This window comes from Nitrosomonas sp. (assembly GCF_040256045.1).
Classification (GTDB): Bacteria; Pseudomonadota; Gammaproteobacteria; order Burkholderiales; family Nitrosomonadaceae; genus Nitrosomonas.
Genome location: NZ_JBDZWD010000002.1, coordinates 33,805 through 58,600, shown reverse-complemented (window position 1 = coordinate 58,600; position 24,796 = coordinate 33,805). Strand labels below are relative to the sequence as shown.

The 24,796-nt window shown below is 50.0% G+C and carries 16 protein-coding genes and 1 pseudogene; 8 read left to right on the top strand and 9 right to left on the bottom strand.

Going from position 1 to position 24,796, the window contains the following annotated elements:
- Positions 1-29: 29 nt before the first annotated feature.
- The 4 genes and pseudogenes from ABUL11_RS00725 to dndC form a co-directional block, all read right to left on the bottom strand.
- Positions 30-527 (bottom strand): annotated as a pseudogene (locus ABUL11_RS00725) (transposase); the annotation flags it as partial.
- 114 nt (positions 528-641) lie between these two features.
- Positions 642-2,132 (bottom strand): ATP-binding protein, encoded by a 1,491-nt coding sequence (locus ABUL11_RS00720; RefSeq protein WP_350281949.1) that lies wholly within the window; start codon positions 2,130-2,132, stop codon positions 642-644.
- Positions 2,133-2,143: 11 nt separating this feature from the next.
- Positions 2,144-4,207 carry an AAA family ATPase gene (locus ABUL11_RS00715; protein WP_350281948.1) on the bottom strand — a complete coding sequence of 688 codons (2,064 nt, stop codon included), beginning with the start codon at positions 4,205-4,207 and terminating at the stop codon, positions 2,144-2,146.
- The gene (gene dndC, locus ABUL11_RS00710; RefSeq protein ID WP_350281947.1) at positions 4,200-5,495 is read right to left on the bottom strand and encodes a DNA phosphorothioation system sulfurtransferase DndC; all 1,296 of its coding nucleotides are present in this window, start codon (positions 5,493-5,495) and stop codon (positions 4,200-4,202) included. The genes ABUL11_RS00715 and dndC overlap by 8 nt, the downstream gene beginning before the upstream one ends.
- Before the next feature lie 265 nt (positions 5,496-5,760).
- Here dndC and ABUL11_RS00705 point away from each other — a divergent pair, with 265 nt between their 5' ends.
- The 5 genes from ABUL11_RS00705 (at position 5,761) to ABUL11_RS00685 (ending at position 11,550) form a co-directional block, all read left to right on the top strand.
- Complete coding sequence (locus ABUL11_RS00705) at positions 5,761-8,160, top strand: DNA internalization-related competence protein ComEC/Rec2 (RefSeq protein WP_350281946.1); 2,400 nt, start codon at positions 5,761-5,763, stop codon at positions 8,158-8,160.
- Between the two features lie 261 nt (positions 8,161-8,421).
- Positions 8,422-8,739, top strand: a complete 318-nt coding sequence (gene flhD, locus ABUL11_RS00700; protein WP_350281945.1) for a flagellar transcriptional regulator FlhD — start codon at positions 8,422-8,424, stop codon at positions 8,737-8,739.
- Positions 8,740-8,764: 25 nt separating this feature from the next.
- The gene (flhC, locus tag ABUL11_RS00695; protein ID WP_350281944.1) at positions 8,765-9,337 is read left to right on the top strand and encodes a flagellar transcriptional regulator FlhC; all 573 of its coding nucleotides are present in this window, start codon (positions 8,765-8,767) and stop codon (positions 9,335-9,337) included.
- Positions 9,338-9,613: 276 nt separating this feature from the next.
- A complete protein-coding gene (gene murJ, locus ABUL11_RS00690; protein WP_350281943.1) occupies positions 9,614-11,143 on the top strand; it encodes a murein biosynthesis integral membrane protein MurJ in 1,530 nt (509 codons plus the stop codon).
- Positions 11,144-11,322: 179 nt separating this feature from the next.
- A complete protein-coding gene (locus tag ABUL11_RS00685) occupies positions 11,323-11,550 on the top strand; it encodes a hypothetical protein (protein ID WP_350281942.1) in 228 nt (75 codons plus the stop codon).
- Positions 11,551-11,738: 188 nt separating this feature from the next.
- Here the strand turns inward: ABUL11_RS00685 and bamC are convergent, their stop codons facing one another.
- From bamC to clpB, 3 genes are all read right to left on the bottom strand, one after another.
- Complete coding sequence (bamC, locus tag ABUL11_RS00680) at positions 11,739-12,893, bottom strand: NlpB/DapX family lipoprotein (RefSeq protein ID WP_350281941.1); 1,155 nt, start codon at positions 12,891-12,893, stop codon at positions 11,739-11,741.
- A gap of 9 nt (positions 12,894-12,902) precedes the next feature.
- Positions 12,903-13,781, bottom strand: coding sequence for a 4-hydroxy-tetrahydrodipicolinate synthase (gene dapA / locus ABUL11_RS00675; protein ID WP_350281940.1), 879 nt, complete (start codon positions 13,779-13,781; stop codon positions 12,903-12,905).
- An 87-nt stretch (positions 13,782-13,868) separates the two neighbouring features.
- Positions 13,869-16,460 carry an ATP-dependent chaperone ClpB gene (gene clpB, locus ABUL11_RS00670; RefSeq protein WP_350281939.1) on the bottom strand — a complete coding sequence of 864 codons (2,592 nt, stop codon included), beginning with the start codon at positions 16,458-16,460 and terminating at the stop codon, positions 13,869-13,871.
- Between the two features lie 205 nt (positions 16,461-16,665).
- Between clpB and ovoA the strand changes: the two genes are divergently transcribed.
- From ovoA to ABUL11_RS00655, 3 genes are all read left to right on the top strand, one after another.
- On the top strand, positions 16,666-18,783 hold the full coding sequence (gene ovoA, locus ABUL11_RS00665; RefSeq protein WP_350281938.1) for a 5-histidylcysteine sulfoxide synthase: 2,118 nt from the start codon (positions 16,666-16,668) through the stop codon (positions 18,781-18,783).
- A complete protein-coding gene (locus ABUL11_RS00660; protein WP_350281937.1) occupies positions 18,780-19,961 on the top strand; it encodes a PatB family C-S lyase in 1,182 nt (393 codons plus the stop codon). Before ovoA ends, ABUL11_RS00660 begins: the two co-directional genes overlap by 4 nt.
- 267 nt (positions 19,962-20,228) lie before the next feature.
- On the top strand, positions 20,229-21,434 hold the full coding sequence (locus ABUL11_RS00655) for a hypothetical protein (protein WP_350281936.1): 1,206 nt from the start codon (positions 20,229-20,231) through the stop codon (positions 21,432-21,434).
- A gap of 766 nt (positions 21,435-22,200) precedes the next feature.
- On the opposite strand, the gene ABUL11_RS00650 is transcribed toward ABUL11_RS00655, so the two are convergent.
- Positions 22,201-22,746, bottom strand: a complete 546-nt coding sequence (locus ABUL11_RS00650; RefSeq protein WP_350281935.1) for a TlpA family protein disulfide reductase — start codon at positions 22,744-22,746, stop codon at positions 22,201-22,203.
- 106 nt (positions 22,747-22,852) lie between these two features.
- Entirely contained in the window at positions 22,853-24,793 is a 1,941-nt protein-coding gene (gene dsbD / locus ABUL11_RS00645) for a protein-disulfide reductase DsbD (RefSeq protein ID WP_350281934.1), read from the bottom strand.
- Between the last annotated feature and the right edge of the window lie 3 nt (positions 24,794-24,796).

The following is a 24,796-nucleotide window of genomic DNA, read 5'->3' as shown; positions in this document are numbered from 1 at the left end:
ACAAAGTTAGTTTTGATTTAGAAATGGAATTACAGATGCCTGAGAACATCCTGCCGATAGTGCAGAATACGGATGATGGCCACACCGAAAGGCTCTATTCGGTAGTAAACAATATGGCGTTCAACGTGGCGACGGCGATAGCCTGGTCGAATATAGCTGCAGTCCTGTCCTTGGGATGATGTCTCGACTAACTCGGTACAGGCGGCTTCCAATATATCGATAGAAGTCTTGCCGCGTCTGGCGCTGTCGGCAAAGACGCGATGGCGGGCGATACGCCGGTTATCGCAAACGGCGATCGCGGTAGCATCAGCAATGGAAATCCCGTCACACTGGCCTTTGAGCATCTCGAACAAGGCTGCCAGAGGAGCTACACAGCGGGGCAGGAGTTCCACACATCGTTGATAGCTCGGCAACTTCGGAAACTCAGCCTGCAAGTGACGGCATACGTAAGCCAGGTAAAAACTCTTGAACTGGCGAAATCGCAATCGATGGAACAAAACAGTTAAGGTCATCAACTCCGATAAACTCTCCCGAACTGAGGTTACAATAAGCTTATATGCACTATGTTGATTTTATTTGACTTCCATTTAATATATTTAGTGCTTTAGCTTCCAAGATCCAGACTAAGATCTATTGAAAGTCTATTTTGGCAGGCTTCCGTTATCTTTCCAGAGTTGTCGAGCAGTGCTCGTATAGATCTTGCCAGACAATCGAAGTATGGCTTCCCCCTTCTGTAGAGGTTTGTATAATACTTGTCCAAGAATGCGTTTTTGTTCATTTTCGGTAAGTGTTTGAGGTGAAAAGTGGATCCCACACTCAGCTAGTTCAGAGAAGTCAGTAGCGTTCGTACCCCTGGTGAGAAAGGCATCCGCGTCTTGCGAGGCAAGCCATACTGGGAATCCCCAGGAGCGACCTTGGCGTGCCAGAGAGCCGAGTAGACCGGACTTGCCTTCCTTTGGCAGCAGCAGGTGCGCTTCATCGACAAATAGGATCATTTGCAACGGTTGGATACCGTTCTTGATAGCCAGGGTGCGATTCAATTGACGCATGATGCAGTTCAGGATAAAGGCAACGGCAAGGACCTTGGTGTCATTGTCGTTTCCCAGCGGCTTGAAATCGATGATCTGCGAAGAGCTGAGCCAGCGTTCCATCGGTTGTGCTGCATCAGCACGAGCGAAGAGGTTGAACCTTGAAATTTTGTCGATGACGGACAGTGCCACCCCTTCTTCGCTGCGTTGCTTCAGCTCATTGGCCAACCCCTGAAAATCCGGCGCCTCAAGGCTTTCAAAAGCCTCACGGATAGCCCGCTCCTGGTTAGCTCCGAGCTGCGGCGCGAAAGCACCAACCAGAGAAGCGATCTCGGAGGCAATCTGTGCATTCTCGGCGTCAGTTCGTCCGCGAAATAGTGGGTTGATAGGTAGCCCTTCTGAAATTAGACGGATGTACTTGGCTCCGGTAATCTGAAGGAAGTTGTTCCTGGTCTGGGTCTGCTGCGAATTGGACGAATCCTCCTCCAGTTCGCCCTTAAGGTCGAAGAAGAGGAAACGGACGCCCTGGCGCGATATTTGAGCTAACAGATCCAGGGCGAGCTGACTCTTCCCTGAGCCCGGCCTACCGGAAATGACGGTGAGACAGTTGCCGCCGGCGGTGTTAATGATCCAGGGATCCATATCAGCAAGTAGCTTGACGCGCACCGGATGATCTACGATAGCTAGGGGCTGGGTGGTTGAGCTATCGCCACTGACGAGCTCCGGACCGGCCTTGGCCATTTTAATAAGTTCCGAAGTGAACATTATGGGGTCACTGTTGTACTCATCCCAGATGTGTATGAGGCGGTGGCAGCCATATTCGAAGTAGAGGCGGAAGGCTTGTTTGTAGCCGTTTTCGTCCAGAGTGGAGCCGTAGCGGTAATTCAGGGACGCCCGGACAACTGGTGCAAGGTCCTCCCCGAGGATGGTCTCTTCGGCCAGTTCGATGCCGTGAGAGTCGGCAACCTTGAAACCCGTGGGCACTCCTTCCCCTAATGCCAAGAACATCCCGGCACGGCCAAGGACGGCCTTATTGGGGGCGTGTACCCGGCTCCAGGTAGCTTCCAGGAAATTGCCTACTACTGCACTGGTTTTTATTCTCATAGTTTTTGCCCTTACAGCACGCGCTTGAAATAATCATTGGTAACCCGAACCTGGTAGGTGTTTGATTCCGGATCACCTTCAGGATTCAGGGTGTAGACTCTGGATAGGTGCGAGGCTATCCGGTCAAAAAGGTCGCTCTTTGGATCAATTTCCGCGTTGGTGGTCAGAATGATGCTCTGATGGCCCGATAGATAGAGCCGCTTCAGGACGTTTTCACGTACTTCCTTGTCTAGGCGGCCGAGTGGTGTATCGACTACTAGCGGTGTCACGAATCGGCCCAGGCGGCGCAGGGCTTCGGTAAAAGCCAGGATACGTACCTGACGCTGGCCGGCGGAAGTGTTGGCCGTCTCCCAAGATACCCTGCTACCGTCCTGCTTCTTGAGGAAGCAGTTCCAGTGTTGGTCGAATTCCATGCCGACGTATTCTAGGCCACGATCGGTGATGTCGAGCCAGAGCTCGCCGACGATAGCTGCAATCTTTCCCCGGAGCGATACAGCTGCACTGGATTTGATGAGACTGACGGCTTCACGGTAGCGATGGGCCAGGCTGTTGAGATCGCGACCCTTCTGCACTTTCTGTACCTGTTCAGAGAGAATGGTTTCTTCTTTGCGCAGCTCTTGGAGTTTTCGATCAATCTGAACCCGCTCGGCTTGGATAGAAGCCCGTTTAGCTTCGATTTGTTCCTTATGCTTGAGGAGAAATCCGCGTTTCTCACGGAGTTCATTACCGAGCGCGATGGCGGTACTGTCAGATGTGAGGTTTTTCAATGCTTGGTCGAGTTCTCGGAGATCGGAGGTCTTGCGCTCCAGATCCCGGCAAATGTTAGCTAGTCCTTGGATTACTGCTGACTGGGTACAGAGCCTGGTTCGAATCTGGATGCTGAGTTCGTTTCGTTCTGGCACTACAAAAATCTTCTCAGACATGCCTTCTGGTGGAGGATTGAACAGGCTCTGGAGGGCCTTATCAATTTGGCGTTCGTAGAACATGCGGTGGAGATTGTCCAGGGCTAGATTGGGCGGGACATTCTCGAAGACAGCGCGTTTTACTTGGGGAATCTTTGGCTCAACGCTGGCTTTACGGTTTTCAAATTCTCGGCGGCGCTCTTCTTGGATTAGGTAGTCGTGCAATTCGGTCCGAAACTTTCCTAGCAGCGATACTGGAAGTGTGGATTCCCAGGCAGACCCGAGATTGGCTTCTAACTTATCCTTAATAGATTTAATGTCTTCCCGCTTCTTTCTGATTTTGGCTAATTCTTCCGGGTCAACAGCACCAATAGTCTTAAGTTGATCTTCAACCTCGTCCAGCTCGGAAGATGAGTCTTGGAGTTCCTGATTCCGATCGGATTCATCCAGGGTTAGCGTCTTCAGATTGGATTCTGAACGAAGAATGTCGGCTGTGATGTCGTTTAGACGGCGTTCTGCTTCAGAACCAATCCCATAAACTTTCGGTATCTTGTTGGCAGTGAGTTGGCGTAAATCCTCTTCAAGCTCCGAGTAGGCATAGAGCCCTAGAACCCGGCTGATGCCTTCGGTGATTTCACGTTCGTTTAATTGGATGCTCTGGCTACGTTCGGCGTCGAAGAAGAAAAATCGTGTCAGATGTCGCGGAAGAAAGGCATCGCGCAGTTTCTTAACCTTGTCTTCGTCTTCAATCCATTGGGAATCCCCGGATAAATTAGCCTTGGAGGTGAAGACTGGTGGCGAGTTGGTTCGCCAGCGAATTTGGCGGACTAGGGTCAAGGTACGGCCGATGCTGCCGGTATCGTCGCGCTGGCTTAGCTTGAGCGTCATCAAACAGCTATCCTGGCCTTCGGACTTGGCACGTCTATTGAGCGATTCTGCCAATTCGAATCGGGTAGCATCCGAACCGGATTCAACCTTCTTCAGGTCAATGGCACCACTTTCGCCGACTGTAGCTAAGTAGAGTGCTCGGAGCAAGTGAGTCTTGCCTGTGCCGTTCTTACCGCCAATCAGCGTGGCATGACGACGTCCTTCGGTCCCGAATTCGAAAGTATGCTCACCATAGTACGGCCCGAAATTGTTGATAGTGAGGGAGTCGATGTATACCTCAGGCATACACTTCGCCCTTTTCTATCTGACGCTCCCTCAAATCATCTTGTAAAATCTGTAGCAGCTCATCGGGTAGGCCGACGGCGCGATGGCTCTCACCGTATTCCTCAACTTTGGCAATCAGGCGTCGCAACGTTTCTAGGGAAATTTCTTTTTCACTGGCTACTCTTTGCTCGATATCTCTCAGTTCCGCATCGTCTCTACTATCCGGCATGGTGTCTCCCTTCTGTTGAAAGATGATGTTTACGACTCCCGTGCCGTCATCCGGGTTACGCGCACTATTCCAATAAGTCTGAATCCAGTGGAGTTCTTCCTCGCTGATGACGGGTAGGTCTGATTCCTCTTGCAAAGCTAATAACTTCGATAGGAGTTCTTTGCGAGCCTCTATTTTTAATGGACCGGGGCCCTCCTGCCCGTTCTTTCGAACCATATCCCGGAAGCCATTCTCAGGGTCGCGATAATGCATCAGGGTGTCTCGGAAGTGGAGCAGTGCTTCCATTCGTTGATCCCCGGTGGCTAGAAGCCCCTCGCTCGCCTTATCCCGCTCCACTACAGTACAGGTCCAGCACCCGAATCGGCTGTTACCGCAGGATGGAGTAGATTGGTCTACAACCAATGGGCATTCACCCCCAGAGGCTTTTTTATAAAGCTGAAACAGAGTTAGATTATCTCCACCCCACGGACAAGGGCGTTCTATAAGGTAATCCCATACATCAAATGTAGATAGATGCTCGATAGGTGTGGAGATCCAACAACGTGGTAGATCGTCGTGACGGCGTAGACCAAATTCATTTTTAGCACGAGCATCTAATGTCTGAGCTCGTGAACCACTTTCATTACGCCGCGCACCCAATATAATAATGGCCTCTCCCCAATGACCAAGTTTATTTCGAATAAATTCACTTACTGGGTCAATTTTGAGACGCTGAGTACACCATCGAAAATTGCGGTTAGGTGGCGGGTAACCGCGACCGATAATATTGACCCAAAAAGATTGCTGTGCCGGTGGTTTCAATAAATGCGCGGTTATATTTAAGCAATGCTCTTTAGAGCAGATGTTCATATGATCTAGCTCGTTTTGAACTCGGTTAACAATAGCTGGAATTTCGACGCGCGTGTCAGTACAAACTATGCAAATTTCTTTTTTACGTAGATCTGGCGGTAGAGTTATAACCGCCTCAAAAACTAATGAGGCGATCATGGTACTGTCTTTGCCGCCACTGTATCCGACTATCCACGGCCTAGTGTCTATAGAATAAAGATGGAGGAGGTTGTCTAGAATATCTTGAATCATTGTTTGTAGTATTGGGATAGTTCAAATTCAATCATCATACAAAAGAAGTATGGTTTATGTAGTATCAAGTTCTATTAGGTTATTTTTATAAGAGCTGGCGTTATTAAGTCAACGGTTCATTCTTAGTTAAATTGAATAAATATAAGAATACTTTTTTATTGGATGTTATTCATCCTGACGTTAACACTGTAAGTATTTTTATTCTCCAGGCTGGCTGATACTTGAGTCGGGGCTTGCCGGGCGGTTATTTGTTGGTATCAAATCAGTGTTAATCGGGATCTACAGTCTTGCATTTGTATTCGGTGCGCTTTGGTTGTTGCAGCAACCGGTTCTGCCGGAATTTTATTGGGCATTCGGATTGGTGCCGGCAGCGTTGGCGGTGCTGGTACTTTGTCAGTTTCAGACACGTTTTTCCATTCTGGCAGGTAGATGTCTCCTGTTTGCTGTCATGCTGGGTGCTGGTTTTTTCTGGGCGGCGCTATGGGCACAGGTCAGGCTGGCGGATGATCTTCCTTCTATCTGGGAAGGGCAGGATATTGTGGTGGTCGGGGTGGTTACGGAAATGCCGCAACTTACCCGGCAGAGTATGCGTTTCCGGTTCGAAGTCGAACGGGTATTGATGCCGGATGCTGCGGTGCCTGCCCATGTTCAGCTTTCCTGGTATCGCGATGGCAGGCGTGATGGAGGGAATTTGCCTCAAATCACGGCGGGTGAGCGTTGGCAGTTGACTGTCCGGTTGAAGCGTCCGCATGGCAGTGCCAATCCGCATGTTGCGGATTATGAAGCCAGGTTGCTTGAACGGAATGTGCGCGCAACAGGATATGTGCGGGCAGGGGAGAGTAACAGGCGACTCAATGTTCAGGAGATTCACCCGGCTTATTTGTTCGAGCGCAAACGAGATGAAATTCGCAGCCAGTTTCAACGTTATCTGGCGGATTATCCGTATGCAGGAGTGCTGATTGCGCTGACAGTGGGCGATCAGCAGGCTATTCCGTCGGAACAATGGGAGATTTTTACCCGTACCGGTACCAGCCACCTCATGGCGATTTCCGGTTCGCACATTACGTTGCTGGCCGGGATGGTATTTCTGCTGGCGTACCGGGCCTGGCGATATGCTGGTCTGGCGTTATGGCTGCCTGCCCGTAAGTTCGCGCTGGTATGCGGGTTGAGTGTCGCAATCGGCTATGCGCTGCTGGCTGGTTTTGCTGTGCCTGTGAGGCGCGCACTGTTCATGATGGCGATCATCGTGGTGGCATTCTGGAGAAATCAGCGTGTGCGCACGTTGCCAGTGTTGGGATGGGTGTTGTTACTGGTTGTGGTGCTGGATCCCTGGTCGGTGATTGCGCCGGGTTTCTGGCTGTCTTTTGCGGCGGTTGCGCTGATTTGTCTGGTTGTATCAGGTAGGGTTGGCCGGCCGGGGGCGGTAGCTGGCTGGATACGCATCCAGTGGGCGATTACGCTTGGTTTGTTTCCGCTGCTGTTGATTCTGTTTCAGCAGATTTCACTGATATCGCCCATCGCCAATGCTGTGGCGATTCCTGTGATTAGCTTCATCATCGTACCGCTGGCACTGCTGGCGACTATCCCCGGGCTGGAATTCCTGTTGCTGATTGCCTATCCCGTTCTTCAGATTACGATGTTGGCGTTGGAATGGCTGGGAGAGCTTCCTCTGGCAACATGGCAGCAGCAGATGCCTCCTTTGTGGAGTGTGATTGCAGCCACCCTCGGTGTGATATGGCTGTTACTGCCGGGTGGGCCGGGGCTGGGTGTGTCGGCGGGTTTTCCTGCACGCTGGCTGGGAATTCTGGCAGGGGTGCCATTATTTCTGGTTTCCCCTGAAAAACCAGCCGAGGGAGAACTCTGGCTGACAGTACTGGATGTGGGGCAGGGATTATCAGTGGTGATGCGTACCCGGGATCATGCTTTACTTTACGATACCGGGCCGGGGTATGGTGAAAATGACAGTGGAAAATATGTAATTTTGCCGTTCTTGCGGGGAGAGGGTGTGCAGGCGCTTGATATGATGATTGTCTCCCATGTTGATTCGGACCACAGTGGTGGGGCATTGTCGGTACTGAAGAGAATAAAGACAGATGTATTGCTGACTTCGATTGAAGATAATCATCCGATTCGTCAGTCTGTTTCCGATAATCGTCATTGCCTTGCAGGCGATGCGTGGTGGTGGGATGGAGTACATTTCGAGATTCTGCATCCGATCAAACCCGATACCTTGATTCATAAACGTAAAACCAACGAATTGAGCTGTGTACTCAAAGTAACAACTTCACACGGCAGTGTATTGTTGCCGGGCGATATCGGCCGGATAACGGAAGAAGATTTGCTGCGACGCTATGCCCATGAGCTTACGTCCAGCGTGTTGATCGTGCCACATCATGGCAGCCGGTCATCGTCGTCAGAGGCATTTGTGCGGCAGGTCGATCCTGATCATGCCATCTTTACAGTGGGGTATCGCAGCCGATTCGGGCATCCGCATGCAGAAATAGTCGAACGGTATCTTGAGCACGGCAGTCGCCTGTATCGTAGTGATCATGACGGGGCAGTACTGTTGCGCTTTGCCAGAGGTAACATTACAGCCGATACGTGGAGAAGTCTCAATCGCCGTTTCTGGCATGACGAATGGCCTTCAGCAGCCAAGAGGGATTGAATCTCTTCCTGGGTCTGCAGAGTATGTGGCAGGTTCTTTCGCTGATATGCCCGATATATATGACGTATGTATCGGTGATGCAAGAGTAGCAGAGAACATCTTTCTCGTCTGTAGGAAAAATTCCTACAAGCTTTCCAGCCAAATTCTTACTGAAGATATAGTGGTAGCCCGCTTTACGGTATCTGCTCCCGGGTTAAAAATGCACACATCATTTTTGGAGTAATCCGGTTCAATTTGTATATATCAAAAGGAGCAGTGGAAATGGAGACAAATCAGATTCTGGATGAAATCAGGGAAGTTAATCTCAGTTATTTGCTGCTGGCTCAACAGATGCTGCGTGAAGACAGAGTTGCTGCCATGTACCGTTTGGGTATAGACGAGGATATAGCTGATATCCTGGTCAAACTGACCAACAGCCAGTTGCTCAAAATGGCCGGGTCCAACATGCTGCTGTGTCGATTCCGTTTTGATGATAGCCTGATTGCAGAAATACTTACCAGTCATAAACAGGATCGTGCACTGACACAATCCCACGCCGCAATACTCATGGCAGGTTTGCCTGCTGAGAAAATTTCCTAAGTACCCGCACAAAGGAGGAAAAATCATGAAAGGGAAAAGTATTTTATCCGAAGGTAAACAGATTCAGCTTGCTACCGAGCTGGTTCGTCTGGGAGCAAGATTGCAGGTGCTTGAAGCATCCACCACACTCAGCCGGGAACGACTCGTGAAACTGTATAAAGAAGTCAAGGGTGTCTCTCCTCCCAAAGGTATGCTTCCTTATTCGGAGGATTGGTTTACAGGATGGCAGCCCAACATGCATGCATCATTGTTCATCAATATCTACAATTACATTACTCGATACACAAAGGTTCGCGATATCGATGCGATCATCAAGAGCTATCAACTGTATCTGGAACATATCGAGGCTAATCATTTGCAGCGTATCTTGAGTTTTACGCGTGCATGGACGCTAGTGCGTTTCGTAGAGAGCAAGGTGTTATCCGTTACGTCTTGTGTCAAATGTACCGGTAATTTTCTGGTGCACAGTCTGGATATTCAGTCTAATCATGTCTGCGGACTCTGCCATGTTCCTTCACGTGCCGGCAAAACCAAACGTGCGACACAGGTGGTTAGGGAGGAGCAGAAAATCGAGGTTAGAGAGTTGTGTGTGATTTGATTCTTAATGATATCTACTTTGTTTCATTTTCACCGATTTATTCCCGATAATAAGCACCTGGTTTGGAAATGACTACCAGGTGCTTCATTCCAAAAATCCGCCTCAGAAAAATAGAAGGGGTGTAAATATTCCTCATACATGTGTCGGCAGGTTCTGGCACTTAGTCATGAAATCCGGGATAATCGGCCAGAATTAATTCTTTCCGGCTGGCACGAGGATATTTCAGAAGATCCTGAAGCCTGCCAGCTTCGCCAATCCCGAAAAATATTCCGATAATTGAATCTGCTCAAAGCACTGGCCACTGTCAGCAGTATGACACTGGTTTCGCGTATCCTTGGTTTTATACGAGATCTGATCATTGCAAGGATATTTGGTGCAGGGGTGGCGACCGACGCTTTTTTCGTAGCATTCCGTGTTCCAAACCTGTTGAGACGCCTGTTTGCGGAAGGTGCTTTTTCCCAGGCATTCGTTCCTGTTCTGGCAGAATATAAAAATAGCCGTACGGATGAGCAGACCCGGGAGCTCATTGATCACGTGACAACCTTACTGGGTATTGCATTATTTATCGTTACACTGGTAGGTATCCTGGCAGCACCATTGATTATCTATATCAGTGCTCCGGGTTTTGCCAGTGTGCCGGATAAATTCGAGCTGACCATCGCGTTACTTCAGATCACTTTTCCTTATATTTTTTTCATTTCACTGGTGGCGCTCGCAGGTGGAATATTGAATACCTACGGCCATTTTTCAGTGCCTGCCCTGACCCCGGTTTTGCTGAACCTCTCCTTTATCGGTTGTGCATTATGGCTGGCGCCACTGATGGATCCGCCTGTTCTGGCACTGGCCTGGGCTGTGTTCATTGGCGGTATACTGCAACTGGCTTTTCAGATACCTTTTCTGCTGCGCCTGAAAAGAATGCCACGTTTACGTTTTGGATTCCGTGGCAGCGCGGCGTGGCGCGTGCTCAAACTCATGGGACCAGCAGTATTTGGAGTCTCGATCGGGCAGATCAGTCTGTTAATCAATACTATTTTTGCATCACTGCTGATCACCGGCAGTGTTTCCTGGCTGTATTATGCTGACCGGCTGATGGAATTTCCGGCGGGTATGCTGGGGGTGGCGCTGGGTACCGTGATTCTGCCGTCGCTGTCACGCCACTATACGCAGAACAGTACGGAGGAATTTTCACGTTTGCTGGATTGGGGGTTGCGCCTGACTTTTCTGCTGACGCTGCCTGCTGCAGTAGCACTGGCATTGCTGGCCACCCCTCTCATTACGACACTGTTCTATTATGGTGCCTTTACGGTGGAAGACGTGTGGATGACCCGTGAGGCACTGATTGCCTACAGTGTCGGGTTGCTTGGGTTGATACTGGTGAAAGTGCTGGCACCCGGCTTTTACGCCCGGCAGAATATCAGAACCCCGGTCAAGGTTGCAATTCTGACATTGGTAGCGACTCAACTTATGAATCTCGCATTCATAATCCCTCTGAAGCATGCCGGTCTGGCACTGGCCATCGGGTTGGGTGCTTGTCTCAATGCGTGGGTACTTTACTCCAAATTGCGTTCACAAGGGATTTATCAGCCTCAGCCTGGCTGGGGAAGCTTTGTATTCAAGATTCTGATCGCGTTGATTGTAATGGGGGCCGGGTTGTGGTTGGCAGCCGGAAATAGCACTGAATGGTTTGTTTTGACAGCTACCGAACGCGCGATAAAACTGGGGCTGGTAGTCATGCTGGGAGGGATTGGCTATTTTGCGTGTCTCTGGATGCTGGGGTTTAGGTTGCGTGATTTTGCGCGGCATTAACCTTTTTCGCTGTGTACCGCAGATTCATTTTGCATATTTGTCCAGTCCTGCATCAGGAGATGTCTCAATGTGTCGGATGCTGGTTTTATTTTTCCCGGCATGGATAAAATCAGGATCGCTTCTCCAAGCTTGAGCCGAGAGATATTTTTGTTATATACTGCCGGCCGCAGCAAGATTTTATGAAATTTTTTAAAGGAACTTTTATAATGAAATTTGCTTACGCAGCTGTTATCGCCACCGCATTTCTGCTGGTAGCATGTGGACGTCCTAATCAGGCACTTCCTGAATCAGAAAAAGAGAATTACGAGAAAATCATATCCGGTCAAAAAATAGAATGCCCGCACGGCATTGACGGAAATGGTAAGTGCTTGAAAGAAGGTGAAACTGGTATTCCGGAAGGGCATTAAGCACTAAGCTATAAAAGCTTCAAAAATAAAACCGCCTGAAAGGCGGTTTTTTTATGGGTGAACCAGTCACAGTTACTGTTTGAGCAGGTAGCTGGACGTAGAAACTGGGTTAAGCCTTATATTGATGAGCTTGCCGGATACCTTTCAGGAGATAGTGCATGGCCCGTTAAATAATACTGTTCCTATGCTTACTTGAGTTGTTCGCGTAGCAGGTTAAGTATGCGTTGAGCAGTTTCTGAACCTTCGGCAACGCCATTCGCATTGAGCACGCTGACTTCACTATTCAAACCGACCTCGCTTATTTTGATCTGATATTTCTCCGCTGAAGAATCCTTATTATCATCAGTATCACTTGACCAGAAAGCTAGCTTGGAGAGTAAACCTTTACCTTCAGCCGCTCTGCGGGTTTCTTCATCGGGGCTGATATAACGGACAAAATAGATCCCACTCGAACGATCCCGGTCTTCCACGGTAAAGCCGATCCGATCGAGTTCGTTTCCTACTCGTCGCCATGCACGATCAAACGGTTCCTTTATGATCAACACGCCTTTACGGGTTTTGTCCAGGAATGCTCGTTCCTCGACTATGCTGCTGGCGGCAACTTCGGCAGTTGCACGTTCTTCATCTATACCAAAGCGTTGCATCAGACGACTGAGCATTTCCGCTTCCAGCTCAGGATCGGATTTGCGCGGTTGCCAGATGGTACGACTGGTGTTGCGATCTGCCAGTACTTCAATCATGCCGCGGTGGCTGATATAAACCTCAGTTACGCCAGGTTGCTCCTGTTCCAGGCGAGTTCGGAATTTATCGCGCTCAGCCGTGGAATAAAGGCCATCCAGGAAAGTCGATAATGCACTTCGGATAATATCTTGAGGAATTTTGGCGCGATTTTCCGCCCAGTCGGTTTCCATGATTCCCACGTCAGGTGCTTCCAGTTTGAGCAGAAAACCCATGTCCTGCCAGAATTCCTTGATAATCGGCCATACTGCGGCAGGTTCACGGGGTATGACCAACCAGCGTTGTGTACCGGAGCGTTCGATATGAATTCCATTCTGCACAGCAGTGGCAGAGAGTACGGGTGAGCCTGGTCGGTCTCTCAGCTGTCCGTTGCGTGCGTTGCTGTAGTCTGAAAATGTGGCACTGCCGGATGCATCTACATCCGGCACGGCAAACCGGTCATTTGTTTCGGGGCTGGTCAGATCAGGCGGAACTTCAAGTGGCGGGAGTTTACCTGCCGATTTGTAATCAATCTTTTTGTTCTCAGGTAATAGATTGCAACCTGGAATGAGAGCCGCAAGTGTGATATTTGCAATCAGAAGCGTTGCCAGATGCTTATTGCGCATGGTAAACCTTTAAACCGTAATGCCAGCCTGGAGCATGGCTTTCCTGATCAGTTCGTGATATTGGTCGGATAAAATTGTTAATGGCAGACGCAGACTGTCGTTGATCAATCCCATTCTTGCTACGGCCCATTTGACTGGAATCGGGTTGGCTTCGACGAACAGATCAATATGCAGCCTGAATAGCCTGGTGTTGATTTCCCGCGCCCGGGCCAGATCACCGGCAAAGGCAGCGGTGCACATCTCGTGCATCAACCGGGGGGCGACATTGGCCGTCACCGAGATGGTGCCATGACCGCCGAGCAGCAGCAGTGCCAGTGCTGTGACATCATCTCCGCTGTAGATCGCAAAACCAGCCGGGGTACGTTGTAATAAATCACACCCCCGTGCAATATTGCCGGTAGCGTCCTTAATACCGACGATACCGGGAATCTGTGCGAGTCGTAATGCAGTATCGTTGCCAATGTCTGCCACGGTTCGCCCCGGTACGTTGTACAGAATCATCGGGATGTCCACCGCTTCGGCAATTGCCTTGAAGTGCTGGTACAACCCTTCCTGGGTGGGTTTGTTGTAGTAGGGGGCTACGGATAAGCAAGCGTCTGCGCCGGCATTTTTCGAAAATACCGTCAGTTCGATTGCCTCGCGCGTCGAATTGGCGCCAGTACCGGCAATGACCGGAATGCGTCCGGCTGCGTGGGTGACTGCAGTACGGATCAACAGGTGATGCTCATCAAAATCTACGGTAGGGGATTCGCCTGTAGTGCCAACTACGACGATGCCATCCGTTTTCTGTTCGATATGAAAATCGATCAGGGCACAAAACCTGTCGAGGTCCAGTGCCCCGTCTTCAAGCATGGGTGTGACAATAGCTACCAGGCTACCTTTGAACATGGCATATTATCCATCTGAAAACAATGATCGTTATTCTACCTGAAACGATCTGCCTTCATTCAACTTCAGCAATGCTCATGAGGCAGTTTAATGTTGCGTAGTAAACTGCATGTGGCCGTTACTGTATTCCACCAGAATGGTATCTCCGGCAGAAAAGCGGCCTTCCAGCAGCTCTTTTGCCAGCGGGTTTTCGATCTGAGTCTGGATAGCCCGTTTCAGTGGCCGCGCACCGAATAACGGATCGAAGCCGGCTTCGGCCAGCCTGGCCAACGTCTGTTCCGAGACTACCAGCTTCATTTCCATTTGTGCCAGTCTTTTACCCAGATTGCTCAGCTGGATCCGGGCAATCGATTTGATATGCGCTTCATCCAGTGCATGGAAAACGACTACTTCGTCAATGCGATTGATGAATTCGGGTCGGAAATAAGTTTTGACCTCTCCCATTACTGCCAGTTTGATGACCTGGTAATCATCTCCGCTCATTTGCTGGATCATTTGTGAACCCAGATTGGAGGTCATGACGATAACCGTGTTCTTGAAATCCACGGTACGTCCCTGACCATCCGTCATCCGTCCGTCATCCAGCACCTGCAGGAGGACGTTGAACACATCCGGATGTGCTTTTTCCACCTCATCGAGTAAAATGACGGAATAGGGCTTGCGTCGCACCTGTTCGGTCAGATAACCGCCCTCCTCATAACCAACATATCCTGGTGGCGCTCCGATCAGACGTGCGACTGAATGTTTCTCCATGAATTCGGACATGTCTACCCGGATCAGATGTTCTTCGGAATCGAACAGAAACCCTGCCAGTGCCTTGCACAGCTCGGTCTTGCCCACCCCGGTCGGTCCCAGAAACAGAAAAGATCCATAAGGGCGATTGGGATCGGCAAGCCCGGAGCGGGAACGACGGATCGCATCGGAAACCAGTCTAACGGCTTCATCCTGGCCAATGACACGTTCGTGTAACTTGTCTTCCATGAACAGCAGTTTCTCACGCTCACCCTGCATCATTTTGGAAACCGGAATGCCGGTTGCGCGCGAAACAACTTCGGCGATTTCTTCGGCACCTACTTGGGTACGGAATAATTTTGGTTGCACAGCTTCCTCAGCTGACTCGGCGTGATGGAGTTGTTCGGCAAGCTGTGTTTCCAGCTGCGGAATGCGACCGTACAGCAGCTCAGAAGCTTTTTGCAAATCCCCTTTGCGTCGAGCGGTTTCCTCTTCACGGCGCAGTTTATCCAGTTCTTCCTTGATTTCCTGTGAACCTTTTGCACGAGATTTCTCTGCTTTTAGTATTTCGTCCAGATCGGCATACTCCCGCTCCAGTTTGCTGATTTCTTCTTCAAGCAATGCCAGGCGTTTTTTAGAAGCCTCATCCTTTTCTTTCTTGACGGCCTCGCGTTCGATTTTCAGTTGAATCAGGCGCCGATCGAGCTTGTCCATGACTTCCGGTTTAGAATCCTGCTCCATGCGAATGCGTGCTGCAGCTTCGTCGATCAGATCAATGGCTTTGTCCGGCAGAAAACGGTCAGTGATATAGCGGTGGGAGAGTTCAGCCGCTGCGACGATGGCCGGATCAGTGATTTCCACGCCATGGTGTAATTCATATTTTTCCTGCAGGCCGCGCAGAATGGCAATCGTTGCCTCAACACCGGGTTCATCCACCAGCACTTTCTGGAAACGGCGTTCCAGTGCTGCATCCTTTTCAACATACTTGCGGTATTCATCCAAGGTGGTTGCACCCACGCAGTGCAGCTCACCGCGTGCCAGCGCCGGTTTGAGCATGTTGCCCGCATCCATGGCACCTTCTGCCTTGCCAGCTCCCACCATCGTATGCAGTTCGTCGATGAATACGATGGTGCGGCCTTCATCCTGCGCCAGTTCTTTCAGCACAGCTTTCAACCGTTCCTCGAATTCGCCGCGGTATTTGGCACCTGCCAGCAGTGCAGCCATATCCAGTGACAGCACCCGTTTGTTTTTCAGTGTTTCAGGTACTTCCCCGTTGATGATGCGCTGTGCCAGTCCTTCCACGATTGCTGTTTTTCCGACCCCGGGCTCGCCAATCAGGACAGGGTTGTTTTTGGTGCGTCGCTGCAGTACCTGAATCGTCCGTCGGATTTCATCATCGCGTCCGATTACGGGATCAAGCTTGCCTGAACGCGCGCGCTCAGTCAGATCCAGTGTGTATTTCTTCAATGCCTCGCGACTGCCTTCCGCCTCGGCATCGGTTACCTTTTCTCCGCCGCGTATGGAATCGATTGCTTGCTCCAGCGCAACGCGTGTCGCTCCGTATTGTTTCAGCAATCGCCCGGTTTCTCCTTTGTCTTCCAGCGCTGCCAGCGGGAACATTTCCGAGGCGATGTACTGATCCCCTCTTTTTTGTGCTTCCTTGTCCATTAGATTGAGCAGATTGGCCAGATCCCGGGAAACATTGATTTCTCCGCCCGTACCTTCCACTTTGGGCAGAAGTTTCAGGCTTTGTGTCAGCGCTTGGCGCAATGGCTGGGCATTCACACCGGCACGTTGCAGCAGAGAAGTAATACTGCCGTCTTCCTGCTGCATCAGGGTGAGCAACAGATGCTGCGGTTCGATATAGGGATGATCCTGACCCAACGCCATGCTTTGCGCATCGACGAGTGCCTGCTGAAACTTGGTGGTGAATTTGTCAAACCGCATGTCATCTCCTGAGAATAAAATAGGTGGGAATGACCTTACTATATGATGTAACCGTGAAATTTCAAGCCGCTTGTAGAATTTGATTTTGTAATCAGAAGCTCTTGTTCAGCATGGTATGTTTTCTTTAACAGAATGATCCAGCCAGTGAGTGGCGGTATAATCGGCCCTTTCCAAATACAACAAGATTATTATCTTGAGTTGTTTTATGTCTTCCAAACCTGAACTTTTCCAAAGGACGCCATGGTTGAATGGCGAAGATATTGAAGCTAAACGTGTAGAGCTGCGCGCATATTTTCACACTACCCTGGACAGATATGAGCAGTTATTCGAGACCTTGCGCAGTGAAGAGGCTTATTACGACAGGCCGATGTCATTGCGTCATCCCCTGATTTTTTATCTGGGACATACCGCTACTTTTTTTGTCAACAAATTGGTGTTGGCTGGAGTACTGACGGAACGCATCGATCCAAGACTGGAATCCATATTTGCGGTGGGTGTGGATGAAATGAGCTGGGATGATCTGAATACGGCCCACTATGACTGGCCGACGGTTGAGGAAGTTATGGCTTATCGCCGCGCCATGCGTGACAAGGTGGATGCGCTTATCAGCTCCTTGCCGCTGACATTGCCCATTTCATGGGAAAGTCCATGGTGGGCAATCGTGATGGGTGTGGAGCACGAACGTATCCATCTTGAAACTTCTTCCGTACTGATCCGTCAGCATAAACTCAGATATGTACAATCTCATTCCGGTTGGACACCCTGTCGCAATAGTGGAAATGCACCGGAAAACGAGATGGTTCCGGTTCCGGCAGGAAAGGTGGTTTTAGGCAAAGACAAGACAGATCCTGTTTATGGATGGGACAATGAATATGGTCATCATGAGGCTGAACTTTCCGCTTTTCAGGCCAGTCGTTATCTGGTGAGTAATCAGGAATTTCTTGGTTTCGTGGAAGCAGGAGGATATGAAACGGATGATTACTGGGAAGAAGAAGGGTTGGCATGGCGGCAGTTCAGTGATACGGCCTGTCCGACTTTCTGGGTCCGGGAGGGCGATCAATGGTGGTTACGCCTCATGACGGAGGAAGTACCCATGCCTTGGAATTGGCCAGTGGAAGTCAATTACCACGAAGCCAAGGCATTCTGTAACTGGAAGCAGAAAACAACCGGGCAGCCGGTACGTTTACCTACTGAAGACGAGTGGTACCGTTTGTATGATGTCGCAGGGCTGGCCGATGTCCCGCATATGGAAGCGGCAAAAGGTAATATTCATCTTGATCATTATGCTTCCAGCTGTCCGGTGGATGAATTTCAGCAGGGTGAGTTCTTCGATATCACAGGTAACGTTTGGCAGTGGACGGAAACACCGATTTATCCTTTTACCGGTTTTGAAGTACATCCGTTGTACGATGATTTTACGACTCCCACCTTTGACGATCGGCACAATCTCCTCAAAGGAGGATCATGGATTGCGTGCGGCAATGAATCCATCCGGGCATCACGCTATGCTTTCCGCAGACATTTTTTTCAGCATGCAGGATTCCGCTATGTGATTTCCGATATGCCTGCCACTCATCACAGTTCGCACTATGAAACCGATAAACTGCTGTCGGAGTACGCCGAGTTCCACTATGGCGATACTTATTTCGGGGTGGCCAATTTCCCGGTGGCACTGGCCGAGCTGGCTATTACTGCGATGGGCACTCATCCGCTACGCAGAGCGCTCGATCTGGGGTGTGCTTCCGGGCGTGCGACGTTTGAACTGGCACGACATTTCGACCATGTCACCGGTGTCGATTTTTCTGCGCGTTTCATCAACCAGGGCGTAACACTGGCCGAACATGGTATCCTGCGTTATACGCTCGTGGATGAGGGGGAACTGGTTTCCTACCGGGAACGTACGCTTGCAGGGCTGAATCTGGAGAGTGTCAGGCACAAGGTCGAGTTTTTCCAGGGGGATGCTTGTAATCTCAAACCGATACTGACAGGTTACGATCTGATTCTGGCAGTCAACCTGATCGACCGTTTGTATGAACCTGCCAAATTCTTGACCATGGTGCATGAGCGACTGAATCCAGGGGGAATGCTGCTGATTGCATCACCTTATACCTGGCTGGAGGAGCACACCCGACGGGAATACTGGATTGGTGGTTTCAAACGGGATGGTGAGAATTTCACCACGCTGGACGGCCTGAAAGAAATATTGGGTAAACATTTCCGGTTGATTGGAGCGCCACGTGAAGTACCTTTCGTGATTCGTGAAACCCGGCACAAGTTTCAGCATACACTGTCAGAAGTAACAATCTGGGAGAAAATCGTTTGAGTGGCGATTTCGACCGCGAAATCGATCGTACCGGGACATGCAGTACGAAATATGACGGCCGCCAGGCAATGTTCGATCACTCGGACGTCATGCCACTGTGGGTAGCCGATATGGATTTTGCCGCTCCGGCAGCGGTGACTGCAGCGCTGACTGCACGCGCTGTCCACCCTGTTTATGGCTATACACTTTTTCCTGACAGTCTGTATGAAGCGTTGATCGACTGGCTGAAATTACATCATGGGTGGAGAGTAGAGCGGGAGTGGATCATACTCTGTCCCGGAGTAGTCCCTTCATTGAGTACGGCAATTCTTGCACTGAGCGAGCCACATGAATCTGTCATCGTTCAGCCGCCGGTATATTATCCGTTCTTCTCGGTGGTCAAAAAAACTGGCAGAAAGCTGCTGAACAATGCATTGCAACAAGAACAAGGGTGCTATGGCATGGATTTTGCCGATCTGGCACAGCAGGCTGCCACCGCGCGCATGCTGTTATTTTGTTCTCCGCATAATCCAGTTGGTCGGGTGTGGAGCAGACCGGAACTGGAAAGGTTGCTGGATATTGCCAGACAGCATCAACTCATCATCGTATCCGATGAAATTCACGCTGACCTGATTTATCCGGGAAATAAGCATTATATCCTTGCCAGCCTGGCTGATTCTCCAGAATCAATTATTACTGCTGTCGCACCCAGCAAAACTTTCAACATTCCGGGACTTAATTTATCTGCTTTGATTGTTCCCAATCCACAATATCGGACAGCGATTCGGAATCAACTGGAAATGACACATGTCAGTGCTGCCAATCCATTCAGTGTGGCGGCGTTTGAAGCAGCATACCGGGGAGGAAAAGAATGGCTGGATGCACTGATGACCTATCTCGCAGACACGCGAGAAATGGTACGACAATACCTGGCTGAATATCTGCCGGAAATTCAGCTGGTTCCTTCACAGGGTACTTACCTGTTGTGGCTGGATTGTCGCAAGTTGGACATGAGTGACGACGAACTCAAACGGTTCCTCATTTTTGAGGCGGGGATCGGTATGAACCCCGGTATTTCCTATGGCAGGGAAGGTAGTGGTTTCATGCGCATGAACATCGGTGCGCCCCGACACCGGATCAGGCAGGCGCTGGACAGTATTCACAATGCATTTGAACGAAGAAAAAACAGCGCTTCCTGAGAAGGATTGATTGATTTCCTAGGGAAGTGCTGGTAAATAGATGAATACGATTGCATCTGTGAGCATGGTGAAGCAGTAGCCGGAAAGAACAGTACCTCACTCATCTTTGCGGAATCCATGAGGGTTGGAGCAGTGCAGATAAACGGAAACAAAAGCAGCAGGATAAGGTCTGGATGATTGTCATGTGAGCCTGCGGTTTTTTCGCAGCGACATAACCTTGCAGAGGTTTCTTAACTTTTTTGTTTTTCACATTCTGGAATTTTCGCCATGTCTCGTATCCACCGGCAAGAATCATTATTCGATTCCGTCGATAGTAGCGAACTTACCGTTACAGATGTTCTGACGCACGCAAAACCGCAAACCAAACAACAGGCAACTTTCCAGCGCCTGATCCGGCAAATTGATGAGCAACGTGCCCAGGTTGCGGAGTGGCACACTTACAGCGAGCGCTACAATCAGCGTGTAGACAGTGAATTGATGCCTCTGTTTGCGCAACTGCGCGAAAAACGCATCGCCATGTTGCATCTGCTTGACACGCAATTTCATCAGCGCAAGGTCATTGGTGGCAAGCAACAGCGCGCAAAGTTGTGCGATATCATTCTCAACCTGGCGAATGAGTTGCTGCTCGAGCAGCGCGATGAGGAAATCGTGGCACTGTATGACAAATATAGTGATCTCAGTTATGACGATCAGGCCGATATTGATAAAGCAATCTCCCAGGATATAGTTGAAGAGCTGTTTGGTGTGCATCTGGACAATGATAATGCGGATGTCAGCATGGAGGAAATGCTGGCAAAAGCCATGCACCAGCGACAGGAAGAAGAGGCCAGGAATAAAGCCGGATCAGGCTCACGCCGCCGCAAATCAGCCAAACAGGCGGCTGCTGAGGAGAAACGTGCTGCGGCAAAAAAAGAAATCAGCCAGTCTGTGCGTGAAATTTATCGCAAACTGGCCAGCAGCTTGCATCCTGATCGCGCAAGCACTGCTCTGACAGTAGATGAGAAAACCATCCTGATGCAGCGCGTCAACCAGGCCTATGATCGGAGCGATTTGCTTGAGCTGCTGAATATCCAACTCGAGATCGAACAGATTGATACCAATTACCTCACCAATCTGCCTGACGAGCGCATTGAACATTACATTCAGGTACTGCGTGAGCAACTGGCGGAACTCAAGACGGAGCTTGCGTCGTTATTGATGCCCTACCGGCAGTTGGTGCCGTATACACAGAAGATCAGGCCGAGCCATGTTGACAAGGCAATGGATGCCGAAATCACGCGGCTGGAAATGGATCTGCGGCAAGCTGATATCGACCTCATCGCTTTCCAGGATGCTAAACAGCTCGCTACCTTTATCAGGCACTATCAGGTGGATAATGGATTCGACGAGTTTGACGAATTGCAAATGCTGGATGACTTGCTGGGCGACTTGGGCAATTTTTCTGCACCCCCTCCACGTCGACGTAAGCGCTGAGCACCAATCCGGGCATATCTCAGTAGTGGGGACGACAAATTCAAGTCAAAGAGTCCAGCATCAAGAACGCTTGTTATACTTATTTTCTTGATTCGAGGCCTGACCCCGATCATGTGTGGATCATGTGGAAATTACATTTTTTATGTACTCAATTGTAGTAGTTCAGATTTGAACTGACATTAGATCTTGCCAAGAGGTGGGATTATCCGGTTTGATAGAGGTGCGAAGCTTTAATCGGAATATGATGTTCTTCTGTATTTACATCTGCTAAAAATCCTTGGCCAAACTATCTGTGTGGTCATTATTGCGGCTCAAAATGCTCGTTTATTACTTGTAACTGCGCTTTTTACCCGGTGCAAGCGCTTCGTCCTATGGGCCAACCTCATGGTTGCCGGGGGAAATAAGAACAACGGGACCGAACTATTACCTACTGGGAATAGGTGGGTTAGCGCAGTTTGGGTGCAGACAACTAAAGTCGTCTACCTGCACCAGGCTAAACGCGCATGAGTCAATGCATTGTATGTGAGATGTGCCGGAAGGTCAGAGAGCAGGAGCGATATAACGCCATGTGAGATGCAGGATGGAAGGGCAATGTTGTATTCCGAGGCGTCTGACTGCTACTGCGACAGTCCGGATGCCCACACCAGTACCTGCTGAGCCGGTGATGACGGTAGGTTGAGTGGATTTCGGGATGACTATCGGAGGCAATCATGCAGAGTGGGCGAATCGAACCATGAATGGCGGTCAATTGGATTTTGCAGGTTTATTACAGCATCGGTTTGATGATTTCTTCGATCTGTTTTTTCTTGATTCTCCCCAGATGGGTATCGACGATCATGCCGTTGCGGTCGATCGTGACGGTAAAAGGCAGAGCACCCTGCAGGTTGCCCATGGCCTCTGCAAGTGAGAAGGCATCGAATTCCCCGACCAGCACAGGATAATTGATATTAAATTCCTTGCTGAATGCAGCTACTTTTTCAGTATCGTCAATGGCAATACCAAGAATAACCAGATCTTTTTGATGATGTACCGTGTAGGTCTCGATCAACTCCGGAATTTCATCACGGCAAGGCAGGCACCAGGTTGCCCAGAAATTAACGACGACGATTTTCCCCCGCCATTGAGACAGGGCTTGAGGAGTACCATCCAGGTCAGACAAGGTTGCATTGAAGAGTTTATCGGCTCCGGCCTTTCTGTCAGCACTCGGCAAAGAGACTGTGATGCCCATTTCTCTGGATTTATAAACAAAACCAGCAGCCAGTGAAAGAATTGCAACGATAACGTAGAACGAAAACTTGTTGGGCTTGGACATAAAGAATTCCGGAGAAAGTTTATACGTGGTAGAGATACCGGGTTTATACCAGAAACATCAGTATCAGGGGTTTCTCTACACTGGCAGATCGGTAACCAGCCGATTATCAGAGCAGGATTGCATCCAGTACTGTGACGAAATCTCTTTTATCGAGGTAGCCAATGATTTTGATGTTGGGAATCTCGACTCCCTGCCGGTCAAAAAACAGAATCCCGGGCGGGCCAAAGAGCTTGAAACGTTTGAGCAAAGCAGCATCATCCGGTGTACCGTCAGTGACATTGATCTGTACCAGTTCGACATTTTTCAAGCGTGCCTGAACCTGCGGATCGGTGAAGGTGAAACGCTCCATTTCTTTACAGGAAATACACCAGTCTGCGTAAAAGTCGATCATGACATAACGTCCCTTCGCCTGCTGAATAAGCTCATCCAGCTCAGTAGTTGTTTTAACCTGCTTGAATGGCAGAGATTCATTTGTGCTCACAGATGGTTTGGCAAGCTGATCGAAGGATGTGGTAGCAGCCAGGGTGAACTTGGATAGAGGCTGCAGAATATCCCGGCTTCCGGAAAGCACGCCAATGAGCAAGGCAATACCAACCAGCAGCGCGATGACGCCGATTCCCTTGAGAAATTTGTTGAGACCAGAGGCATGGCCGGGGAGTGGATCAAGCGCATGCAGGTAGATTGCCGAGATGATCAGCAGTGTTGCCCAGAGCAGCATGTGCACAACTTCTGTGATGACGGGCGAGACCAGCCAGATTGCTACGGCTAGCAGTAGAACTCCGAAAAACTGCTGGACGGATTTCATCCAGGCACCGGACTTGGGCAGTAATGCACCGGCCGAGACGCCCAGCAGCAGCAATGGCATACCCATTCCCAGTGCCATGATGAACAGTGCGGAACCGCCTAGTACAACATCGCGTGTCTGGCTGATATAAATCAGCGCGCCAGCCAGCGGGGCAGCGACGCAAGGGCTGACGATCAAAGCAGATAGTGCCCCCATTCCAAATACACCGGTAAGCTGGTCTCCTTTGAAATGACCTGTTTCTTCGACCAGCCTGTTTTGTATAAAAGATGGCATCTGCAGTTCGTAGAAACCAAACATTGAGAAAGCCAGTGCAACAAAAATCAATGCAAATGTTCCCAGTACCCAGGCATTTTGCAGCGCGGCAGACAGCATGGTGCCAGATAGACCTGCTGCTGCGCCGGCGATAGCGTAAGTGATCGCCATGCCCAGTACATAGGCCAGTGCCAGCATGAAACCGCGCAGTTTTGACATTTGCTGCCCCTTGCTGGCAATGATTCCGGACAGAATCGGGAACATGGGAAATACACAGGGAGTGAAGGCGAGTAATAAGCCAATGCCAAAAAAACCACTTAGAATCAGCCAGAAATTGCCACTGGCGAACAAGCGTTCTATTTTATAGGACTCTGTTTCAAACAGTGGTGCATTGTCTGCCTGGAATAATTCGGCTATAGCATCGGTTCCGGCAGATTCGGCTGCCTGAGCATCTCCACTGACTGTGTCAGCAACTGCGTCAATTGCAGCCGTGACAGATGGCAGCAGGAGGTCATTTACTTTGTTGATCGGTGCATAGCACACACCGACGGGCTCATTGCAACCTTGATAAGTGGCAGACAGGGAAAGTTGCTCTGGTGCAGATGCATCCCGGCGTAGTGAGATGACAGCTTCCAGGGGCTGATAGTAAACTTCTGTCTGACCAAAGGCAGGGTCCAGCTTCATCTTACCCGGCGGGAGCGTTATCCGATCAATATGGATACCTGCGCTTTTCGATTCGAAGTTAATTTTATCCCGATAGAGATAATAATCTTTGGCGGGTGTCAGGCGGGCAATCAGCGTGCGGTCATCCCGGACTTCGAGCGACAGCTTGAAAGCTTCATCCGGTGGCAGCAATTCCTGCTCGGTCTGTTCGGAACTGACACCTAGCCGCTGCAGAAAGCTCATCAATCCCCCTGATGAGCTTTCTTCGGCCAGAGTATGGGTGCTTACCAGGCACAGTAACAGTAAAATGGTTTTTATCCAGCGCATGGG